The following is a 9,605-nucleotide window of genomic DNA, read 5'->3' as shown; positions in this document are numbered from 1 at the left end:
AGGTCATACAGATTCTGTCAATGATATCGCTTTTAGTCGAGATGGCAAACAGATTCTCAGTGGCAGTGACGACAACACAGTGCGTTTGTGGCGGGGTGGAAATTGGAAAGATTGGTTAAAAGAGGGATGTGATCAGCTGCAACTTCATCCTGACCTCGTTGCACCTCAAAATAATAAAGCAGGAGAAGCTTGTCTTAAGTATGCCAGTTGGGAAGATAAAGCGAAAGCAGACTTTCTGGTGAGACAAGGTCGGGCTTTTATTTCACAAAAAGAGCCAAATATCAAGAGTGCTATTAAAAAATTTAAAAAAGCACAAAAACTCAATCCTGACATCGACCTCAACACAGATACAAAGGAAATAGATAAAGATCCTAAAATAGTAGCGCACTTCTTAGCCGCACTAGCTAAGGTCCAATTTGGAGCGATACTAGCAAGAGAGGGGAAAATCAAGGAGGCTATTTCTGCCTATCAAGAAGCGCAAAAACTCAATCAAGAAGCGCAAACACTCTATCCTGACATCGACCTCAATCCATTAACAAAGGAAATAGATAAAGACCCTAAAAAAGTGGCGCAACAGTTAGCGACAGAAGGGAAGGTAGAACAGGGTATGTTGCTAGCAATACAACAGAGAATAGAGCAGGCTATTTCTGCCTATCAAGAAGCGCAAAAACTCAATCCTGACATCGACCTCAATCCAAATACAGAGGAAATAGATAAAGACCCTAAAACAGTAGCGCAACAGTTAGCCGCACAAGCTGCCGCAGAAGCTAAGCTATACCTTGGAATGATACTAGTAATAGAGGGGGAAATCAAGGAGGCTATTTCTGTCTATCAAGAAGCGCAAAAACTCAATCCTGACATCGACCTCAATCCATTAACAAAGGAAATAGATAAAGACCCCAAAAAAGTAGTGGAACAGTTAGCCTTAGACTCGGAATAATCACATGCCTGTAGGTACTCAAGCCATGGCCTAAAGGCCACGCTACGCGAACCGCTCATGGGGTGCCTACCAACTAAATATATTACCATTAGGGCGTTGCTGAATCAAGGAATGAATGCGCGATCATCTGGTTTTGGTCAAGCCCCCTAAATCCCCCACCCCAACTTTGCGGTGCGCGCACCGGGAGGGACTTTGAGGTTGAGAATCGTACCTCATAAATCCTAGAAACGCTATATCATAGTGCCAGTCTCAGGGATTCTGTATGATTAAACCAAGGGGTAGTAATGGCTGACTCTTACTTAATTTATCTTGATGTTTGTTGCTTAAATCGTCCTTTTGATGATTGGCGACAAGATAGAATTCGATTAGAAGGACAAACAATTCTAGATATTTTTCAGCGGTTTTATTCAGAAGAATGGAAGCTGGTAAGTAGTGAAGCTATAGAAGCAGAATTAAACCGAATGGTTAATCTTGACAAACTAGACAGGATTAGAAAATTATTACAGGTTGCTGAAAATAAAATAATTTTAACCGATGAAATAGATAAACGTTCTCAAGAAATAGAAAAGTTAGGATTTGGTTTGTATGATTCTTTTCATATTGCTTGCGCTGAAACGGCTAAGGTAGATGTATTATTGACAACGGATGATAGATTGCTCAAGAAAGCAATTAAGTATAGCCATCTCTTAAAAGTAAAATTAGATAATCCTGTCACTTGGTTAATGAACACTTTTGTATTAAAAGGAAATAACAACAATGACACCAATTGAATTAAGACAAAAAGGGTATTATGCCTTAGTTAAGGAATTAGGGCAAGTTGATACAATTCGTTTTTTACAAGATGTAGGATGGGGTTTTGGTGATTATACTCAAGAACGTCAACAGTCTTTAAAAAATGTGACAAGATCTGATTTTTGGCAAGATATTCAAGAAATTAGAGCCAAAAAAGACCTTGACAATCAATGATTCTGTTGTTGCCAGCGATCGCTTCCGCGCTTATGGGATTTGCCGTAGGCCACGCCAAAGGCGATGGGCGAAGCCCCGCTTTCAGCGATCGCATTCTCGTTAATCTTAGTTGAGAAGTAGTGCGATCGCCTCTCGTAGATCCACCACCGTTACTCCCTCTAATATCTGACCGTAAAACGAACCAAAATGCTTCTTATCACCCGTTACCAAAAGGTCTGCCCTATTCTCTACTGCTGTCGCTAAAATAGGAGCATCTTTCCAAGGTAGCCCCATCTCCATGGCCCAATTAACTCGTGAAACCGGTGCTTCTCCAACAATAATTAGTTTGGGGATTAAATCCCGTTCCAATCGTGTCAAAGCTTCGGGATACTTAGCTGTAATGTTACGCCGTGTTTCTTCCAAGGGGTGAGGCGATGTTAGCAAAGCACAATACCCAGCAGAAGCTAACTCAAACAAAACGTTACAGCGACCATCAGGACTAATAGCGGCTGCAAAGATTACATTGGCATCCAGAAACACGCGCATGTATCTTTCCTACTCACCATCTTTAAGTTGGCCCATTAGCTGTTCAGCTTCTTCGTTAGTTAAGCGATCGCCTGATAAAAACTCGTCAATCCGTTCCTCTGTATACATCTCAATCGGATACACTCCCGCAGGACGCAATATAATTCCACCATCAGCAGTAGTTTCTACCAGTAGCATAGTGTCACCCTCCAACCCTAGACGCTTGAGAATTGCTTTAGGAATAGAGAGTTGACCTTTTTTTCCTAGCTTGATGAGTTCCATAATTCCAAATAACCATAATCCGGCAAACCCGACTTTAAGTCAATAGTAATCTATAGCATTTGTATTTGAGTTGTGAACACAATCTCTGTCTTGATGCAGCGCGGTCTTGGGGGAAACCCCCGCAGGTCGGCGCTGCATTGCTTAGGTAAAGGCAAGAGGCAACAGGCAAGAGGCAAGAGAGTATAATATATAATTTAATTTCAGGATAATTACCCTTAATCAAAATTTCCCACACTTCCCACGCGCCCCCGCCCCTCTCCCCACACTTCCCACCCTACCGACTCCCGACTCCCTACTCCCTCAAACCCGGATTATTCAACTGCTTCATAAAAAACTCTTCCAATGAAGGACGATTTAAAGTCATATTCATCAATTGGGCATCCATCAGTCTCAGAGAAGCTATAAACTCTTGGGGTTCCCCTCGCAATTGACCGTACCAGCAGTCATCCTCAAATTCCAATTCCATCAGCCACCGTTTGATAATCTCTATATTCCCACCTTTGCCTTTAACTCGGTAGGTGTTATCGGTACCCAAAAGTTCATCTAACCCTCCCATACAAATTAATTCCCCATTAGCGAGAATCGCGATGCGATCGCATATTTTCTCCACATCTGACAAGACATGGCTGTTGAAGAAAATAGTCTTGCCTTGAGCTTTCAGAGACATAATAATTTCCCGGATTTGGTAGCGTCCCATGGGGTCAAGACCGGACATGGGTTCATCGAGAAATACTACTTCTGGGTTATTAATCAGAGCCTGGGCCATACCGATGCGCTGGAGCATCCCTTTAGAATACTGACGTAGTTGTTTCTTTCGTGCAGCTGATTGGGACAATCCTACGAGTTCTAACAGCCGAGGAATACGTTTACGTTTTACCTGATGGGGAATTTGAAATAGTCCAGCGGTAAAGTGCAAAAATTCCCAGCCGGTGAGATAGTCATAGAAGTAAGGGTTTTCTGGTAAGTAACCGATGCGCTGCTTGACCTTAACATTACCAAGGGGATGTCCCAGTAACCATCCTTCTCCGTCAGTAGGACGGACAATTCCTAGTAAGGTTTTTAACAGGGTAGTTTTCCCGGCTCCATTTGGACCGAGTAATCCAAAGGTTTCTCCCTGATAGACGGTTAGGGAGCAATTTTTCAGGGATTCAATTTTTTGATTGAGCCAGAAGCCGGTGCGGTAAACTTTGCGCAGTTGGGAGGTCTGAACCACTGGGATTGGTTCAGAGGTGGTGAGTTGGGGGGGTAAAGTGAGAGTAGATTGCTCCATCCTGTTGCTAAGAAATGAGGGATATAATCTATATTTATTTATTCCCTATTTTGGTGACGTTTGTATCTATTTTTAATAAAATCCATGATAGCTAATCGGGTAGAGCCTGGCTGAATGTTTACGGTCTGTCTTGCTGGATCACTCTTGAGCCAAAAAGTCTACTAACTGCTGACCAACCTCAGGATTGTATAAGCGTAAGTAATTCCAGTAATTACCCAAAACTTGCTTGACATAGTTTCTGGTTTCACCAAAGGGTATAGTTTCCACAAACTCATCTAAATCAATGGGTTCATTTCCCTTTAGCCATTTCCCTACATTACCTTGACCAGCATTGTAACTAGCAATGGCGAATGCGGAGTTATCCTCATACACCCGATGGCTATGGGCGAGAAACCAGGTTCCTAGTTTAATATTATCGTTGGGATTATCGAGTTTATAGTCGTTAAAATTGATGGATTGCCCTACCCAAGCTGCTGTACTGGGCAACATTTGCATTAAGCCCATGGCACCAGCAACTGATGTAATGTTTGGCTCAAATCGGGACTCTTGACGCATTAAGGATATAACCAGTAGAGGATTAATGTTACGCTGTTTTGACTCAGTTTCGATTATCTCTATATAGGGAAAGGGATAGAGGGCTTGCCAGTAAGCCGGTTTTTCGGTGATTTTCTGGTACTGCTCCTGTTCTTGGGAGGTTTCTCGGTCTTCGAGGGTCTCTACCAGGGAAATTCCTTTTAGGTATTCTCCCATCGCCAGCCTGAACAAGCCATCAGTAAACTGTTGGGGCACAGTGGGCTTGAGGCGAGTTTGAAATTCCCCTTGCCATAGGCTCCAAGCATCCTGGTCTTGACCAAGCTGATACAATTCCTTCAAAGCTGCTGAGCCCACAGGTAACTCGGGTCGCACCGTTGGCCAGTTTATAGTCAGAGATGCCTGGCGCAGTGTGCTAAAGTCTCCCACATCCCAACCCAACTGTACCGCTGAGCGCCAAGCATAGTAAGATTGAATATGGTTGGTAATCACCTGCTTAAAGGCTGCTTCCGCTTCTTGCTTCCGTCCTAGCTGAGTTGCCCACTTTCCCGACCAAAACCCCGCTCTACGGGCGATCAGACTTTCGGGATTATCCTTAAGGATAGGCTGAACGTTATGCCAAGCTGTCAGGATGTCTCCATTTTGTGCAGCCTCTTGAGCTATCTGCCAGCGATAGTCCGCTGCCGCATCAGAATTGCTATAGTTGTCGATTAATAATTGATAGGCTTGCTCAGCAGCGTTGGGACTTTGGAGTTGTTCGAGAGTTTTGGCTTTGGCCAAAAGTGCCTCAGCAGCTCGGTCAGGAAAGCGATCAATAACTTGGTCGAAATAGGGTATCTTGTCAATGGGTGGTTCTAGTGCAGCGAGTTGGAGATAAGCTAAGGCAGTTTCCTTAGCATCGGGAAATTCTTCGACCATCTTTTTATAGGCCAGTTTCGCTGCTTTGGGCTTTTGGGCATACTGAAGTGCTCTAGCCCCTAGGTAGGTATGCTTAGGTAATGGTGTAGTATTGGCATAAGCAGCACTGGCTTGAGCATATTTGCGGTCTTTCCAATAGGCTAATGCGATCGCTTCCCAATCTTTCGGCTGGATTATAGCACGATTCTTCTCATCGACCGATTTACCATAGTTACTCACTAGTTTATCTAGCACTAGGGTAACCTCTGGTTGGTCAAAGGTATACCTGGCTAATAACAGCATCAGTTCAGGTTGATTGGGCTGATCCTTAAGCTTTTGCTGGATTAATTCAATGATGCGAGGATGAGAAGGATAGTTTTTCAGTGCTCGTTCCCAGTATTTTGGCTCTTCCGCAGAGAAGTCATACATCTGCTGTATTTTTGCCAACCAGGGCTGCTCAGAACTCCAGATGGTGCTAGCATATTTCGGAGCAATAGATTCCTGTTCTGGTTTGCGGTAGGGTGAATCATCGGACAAGAAGGCATACAACGCTTCAGCTGCCACTGGCTGATTACCATAGCGTTGGAGTAACTCCTGCCAAGTTTCTTGGGCTTGAGTTTTGTCCCCAGTGAGTTGGTAAGCCTGTGCTCGTTTGAGCACAATATGTCCGGCTATTACTGGATATTCCCACTCTAATTTATCTAACCAACGCAATGCCTCCCTTCCCTGCTGCCCAGCTATGGCATCAACGGCCAATAGGTAACGAGCACGGCCACGATTGAGGGATTTTGGTCCAATTGCGATCGCTTCGAGTTGTGCCACCCGCTCCTGGGGGGATTGGGATGCTAGTTTTAGTACTGTAGTGTCCTTGGGATTTCTGCGTCCCATGATTTGCTGGGGCAGCAACACTACCCAACTGGTTAATCCTACGGGATTCTTGCGATCACTCAACACGAAGATGGTGATCGAGATCAGCAGTAGGCTCAATCCCACACTAGACGCTAGTAGGATTTGTCGTCTGCTACGCTGGCGCGATTGCTGGCCCAATAAAGGATAGTAGCGGGAGAATTTCAAACGTGACCGTTTCATAGAGCCTCCTGGTGATGCACGTCCATAGTAGGATTAGATTTTGGGAATAGAAAGCTCTGTGACAACCGTACTGTGATTTGATAGAAGACTTATGGAACGCGGAAAAATAGTCGCTATTATAACTGGAGCTATATCGATATTGCTAGCGATCGCTTACTTAATTATTGTCCAGCTGCTAGATTTTCGAGGAGAGATGATCCCTGCTCCAGTTAGCCAATCATTAGACTGGGGATATTGGATGGGATATTTTTACCCAGGTATTGCGCAATGGTTAATCTCTTAATCATCAGTGAGTGTAAATAAAACTCCCTGGCGTAAACGCACAGCGATCCTAGGGCAAGAGAAATACTATTCCCTTGCCGGATCCTTGCCCCAGGTAATAATCTGCCCTGTGGCGAACGCTGTCTCTATTTGGCTGTATCCCGCAGTGCTGCCAGCACCGTCTCATGAATCACACCATTGCTGACAACCACACCCTGATTTTCAACTAGCTTAGAACCGATAGAAAAGTTCAGGGGTTTGCCATGCATATCTGTAACAACCCCACCAGCTTCCTCCACAACAATGGTGCCTGCAGCATGGTCCCAAATTTTCTCACGGTAGTTGGGAGACTTCGCGGACGGTAAACGTAGGTAAAGGGCTGCTTGACCAGAGGCAACCGCACCATACTTAGCCTGAGAATCCATCCGCAGGGAGTCTGCAGTAATTCCCACCGCCTTAGCTACAAAATCTTGCCGAGAATGGTCCCCATGACCAGATTCCACGCTTTCGACGAACCGGAGTTCTGCTGTATTCTCAGCATCAGTCACTTGAATCGATTGGGGTTCCCCACCACTAATAGGTACCATGGTTGCTCCCTGACCCCGTACTGCCACAAATAGAACACCCCGCTCCCCATCTGGTTGTGCTAGGTTCACGGGTAACGCTGGGCAAGCTAGCACTCCTACTTTCACTTCACCTTGTTCTACCAAAGCCAAGGCTACGGCATATTGATCATTACGCAGAAACCCTTTGGTGCCATCAATCGGGTCTAAGGTCCAGTAGCGAGGTCCAATCTCACCATTGCCTCGATTAATCCAACTAACCACTGCTTCAGGAGTAGCATCATTAGTGACAGATTCTACATAACTGGTTACCTGTGCCAACTGATTTGCCATAGTTGGTTCCACCAAATCAGCAGCATCTTCTTCGCCCACTACTGGGTCATCAGGAAAGGCTTGGGCAAGTAAGCGGCAAATCACTGCCTGAGACCCATAATCGGCAACAGTGACAGGGCTTTTGTCACTTTTTTCCATAGCTTCAGTCACCCGTTCACTCCGGACTTGCTCACAAATTTTGGCAGCGGCTAAGGCTGCCTCAATGGCAACCTGTTTCTCTTGTTGATAAGACATTTTAAATAACTGCTCCTAAGGGTGAAAAGATTTTTGGAAGGTTTTTTTTAGTCATGGGTAATAGGTATAGCTAATAGCTAATAAACCCTTAAGTAATCAAAATTAGTAATTAGAGATTACCTATTACTGACTAGGAACTCCATTGCTGGCATCTTAGCTAGGAAATTCCGGATTCAGAGGAAATTACCAGGGAATTAACTAAGAGCAGTAATCGAGGTACAACAATAATGTATTTCATCCGAATCATCTGTGCCATTTTCCTGCCACCACTAGGTGTGTTCTTGCAAGTGAGTTTTGGCAAGTCCTTTTGGCTTAATATTCTGTTAATGGTATTGGGTATCATAGTAGGCACTCAATTTGGTTTTCCCAAATATGGTGTAGTGCCTGCCATACTCCATGCGGTATGGGTGACTGCTAATCAATATCAGGATTAAACTGTTTACTAGGGACGGGGTCCCTAACCGAACACAAAACAGGGATTATAGGTCCGGTAACCCGGCTCTAAGACTAGAATAATTTGGTAAGCATTCAGCTATCAGCATTCAGCTATCAGCATTCAGCTAATGGGCTACGCGCACGCTACTTGAGATGCTATCAGCTAAAGGCTTGTAGCCACGCTACGGTAACAGTTTCTCCCCATAGCGTGAGCCTTGGCCTATGGCCACGCTACGCGAATGGCTGACGGCTGACGGCACCTCAAGTAGCGATGCAGCGCCGACCTGCGGGGGTTTCCCCCACTCGCGCTTTGCATGGCTGACAGCGTGAGCTTTTAGCTCACGGCTGAATGCTTACATAATTTGGCACAATGGAAGTGAGTACGCGCTCAAGAGTGCTTAAGCCAATCAGCCTTGTCGTAACAAACACCAAAGGTATACCAGAATGGATTTAATTAGGATTTTATGTGCTATTTTCCTGCCACCACTGGGAGTATTTTTGCAAGTGGGTTAAGACGCTGGCCCTTTTGGATAAATATCCTTTTAACCCTATTGGGGTATATTCCAGGAATTATCCATGCCGTTTGGGTGATTGCCAACAGATAAAATAAAGGATTAAACTGACTACAAATGTACAGTTCAAAACAATCATCCCAACCTGTGAAGTATAAGGCTTTGAACTATCAGGGAGTCTACCCCTGCCCAGTCTGTCGTGTGGGTCAGATTCAAAATTTATCATTAATGGAAGCTTTTGCCTGTCACGAGTGCCGCCACATTTTTACCGCTGATCTCGAAAGGCAAATACTCAAAATAACCGATCGGCAGCCCCCAATGACCTGGCACTGGAATGGCAAAAAGTGGACAGGGGCTCATCTAGAGGGGGTTGAATGGGGATGGGTAAACTGGTTCTTAGCTTTGGCATTTGTAGTTTGTCCAACCACTTTAATTGGGGCAGCCGTTTATATGTTTCCGCCTGCCCCAGATAGTCCTATATCTTGGCTTCCAGCTGCTTGGGTAGGGTTAACGTTTTTCTGCCATTTAGCAATTGTTGTCTGGTTAGTGATGGAATTTTATCAATTTCCAGTTTGGGAGTACTTGAGAATTGGACGGCAGCGAATTATGGGTCGTTAGTTCTGTTAAGTAACTTTAAAATAGTGCTGATTATTGTTAAAAAGAACACGCTTAGATTTTAATCCTTTATAATTTATAATTCTTAATGGTAAGAGCGCACCTTTGAATAAAATAAGCTGACGGCACCTCAAGTAGCGATGCAGCGCCGACCTGCGGGGGTTTCCCCCACT

At 44.7% G+C, this 9,605-nt stretch carries 11 protein-coding genes and 1 pseudogene; 7 read left to right on the top strand and 5 right to left on the bottom strand.

What is annotated here, in order from left to right:
• From AC4II3_RS28400 to AC4II3_RS28390, 3 genes are all read left to right on the top strand, one after another.
• Positions 1-940: WD40 repeat domain-containing protein (locus AC4II3_RS28400; RefSeq protein WP_490722973.1), on the top strand; the 940-nt coding region annotated here is incomplete at its 5' end.
• Between the two features lie 284 nt (positions 941-1,224).
• Positions 1,225-1,710: a PIN domain-containing protein gene (locus tag AC4II3_RS28395; RefSeq protein ID WP_488011812.1), complete on the top strand. Its 486-nt coding sequence runs from the start codon at positions 1,225-1,227 to the stop codon at positions 1,708-1,710.
• Positions 1,697-1,906 (top strand): hypothetical protein, encoded by a 210-nt coding sequence (locus AC4II3_RS28390; protein WP_488011810.1) that lies wholly within the window; start codon positions 1,697-1,699, stop codon positions 1,904-1,906. Before AC4II3_RS28395 ends, AC4II3_RS28390 begins: the two co-directional genes overlap by 14 nt.
• 105 nt (positions 1,907-2,011) lie before the next feature.
• Here the strand turns inward: AC4II3_RS28390 and AC4II3_RS28385 are convergent, their stop codons facing one another.
• The 4 genes from AC4II3_RS28385 to AC4II3_RS28370 form a co-directional block, all read right to left on the bottom strand.
• Positions 2,012-2,431, bottom strand: coding sequence for a putative toxin-antitoxin system toxin component, PIN family (locus AC4II3_RS28385; protein ID WP_488011808.1), 420 nt, complete (start codon positions 2,429-2,431; stop codon positions 2,012-2,014).
• A gap of 9 nt (positions 2,432-2,440) precedes the next feature.
• Positions 2,441-2,692: an AbrB/MazE/SpoVT family DNA-binding domain-containing protein gene (locus tag AC4II3_RS28380; protein ID WP_488011806.1), complete on the bottom strand. Its 252-nt coding sequence runs from the start codon at positions 2,690-2,692 to the stop codon at positions 2,441-2,443.
• 292 nt (positions 2,693-2,984) lie between these two features.
• Entirely contained in the window at positions 2,985-3,962 is a 978-nt protein-coding gene (locus AC4II3_RS28375) for an ABC transporter ATP-binding protein (protein ID WP_488011805.1), read from the bottom strand.
• A 138-nt stretch (positions 3,963-4,100) separates the two neighbouring features.
• Positions 4,101-6,479 (bottom strand): transglycosylase SLT domain-containing protein, encoded by a 2,379-nt coding sequence (locus AC4II3_RS28370; protein ID WP_488011803.1) that lies wholly within the window; start codon positions 6,477-6,479, stop codon positions 4,101-4,103.
• Positions 6,480-6,570: 91 nt separating this feature from the next.
• Between AC4II3_RS28370 and AC4II3_RS28365 the strand changes: the two genes are divergently transcribed.
• The gene (locus AC4II3_RS28365) at positions 6,571-6,762 is read left to right on the top strand and encodes a hypothetical protein (RefSeq protein WP_488011801.1); all 192 of its coding nucleotides are present in this window, start codon (positions 6,571-6,573) and stop codon (positions 6,760-6,762) included.
• A gap of 124 nt (positions 6,763-6,886) precedes the next feature.
• On the opposite strand, the gene AC4II3_RS28360 is transcribed toward AC4II3_RS28365, so the two are convergent.
• Positions 6,887-7,870, bottom strand: a complete 984-nt coding sequence (locus AC4II3_RS28360; RefSeq protein ID WP_488011799.1) for a 3'(2'),5'-bisphosphate nucleotidase — start codon at positions 7,868-7,870, stop codon at positions 6,887-6,889.
• A 227-nt stretch (positions 7,871-8,097) separates the two neighbouring features.
• Between AC4II3_RS28360 and AC4II3_RS28355 the strand changes: the two genes are divergently transcribed.
• The 3 genes and pseudogenes from AC4II3_RS28355 to AC4II3_RS28345 all read left to right on the top strand — a co-directional run bounded on the left by AC4II3_RS28355 (position 8,098) and on the right by AC4II3_RS28345 (position 9,435).
• Positions 8,098-8,304, top strand: a complete 207-nt coding sequence (locus AC4II3_RS28355) for a YqaE/Pmp3 family membrane protein (protein WP_293079340.1) — start codon at positions 8,098-8,100, stop codon at positions 8,302-8,304.
• 445 nt (positions 8,305-8,749) lie between these two features.
• Positions 8,750-8,910 (top strand): annotated as a pseudogene (locus tag AC4II3_RS28350) (YqaE/Pmp3 family membrane protein).
• A gap of 24 nt (positions 8,911-8,934) precedes the next feature.
• On the top strand, positions 8,935-9,435 hold the full coding sequence (locus AC4II3_RS28345; protein WP_488011797.1) for a hypothetical protein: 501 nt from the start codon (positions 8,935-8,937) through the stop codon (positions 9,433-9,435).
• Positions 9,436-9,605 lie beyond the last annotated feature (170 nt).

The organism is Moorena sp. (assembly GCF_982860115.1).
This window is presented reverse-complemented; position numbering and strand designations above follow the sequence as displayed.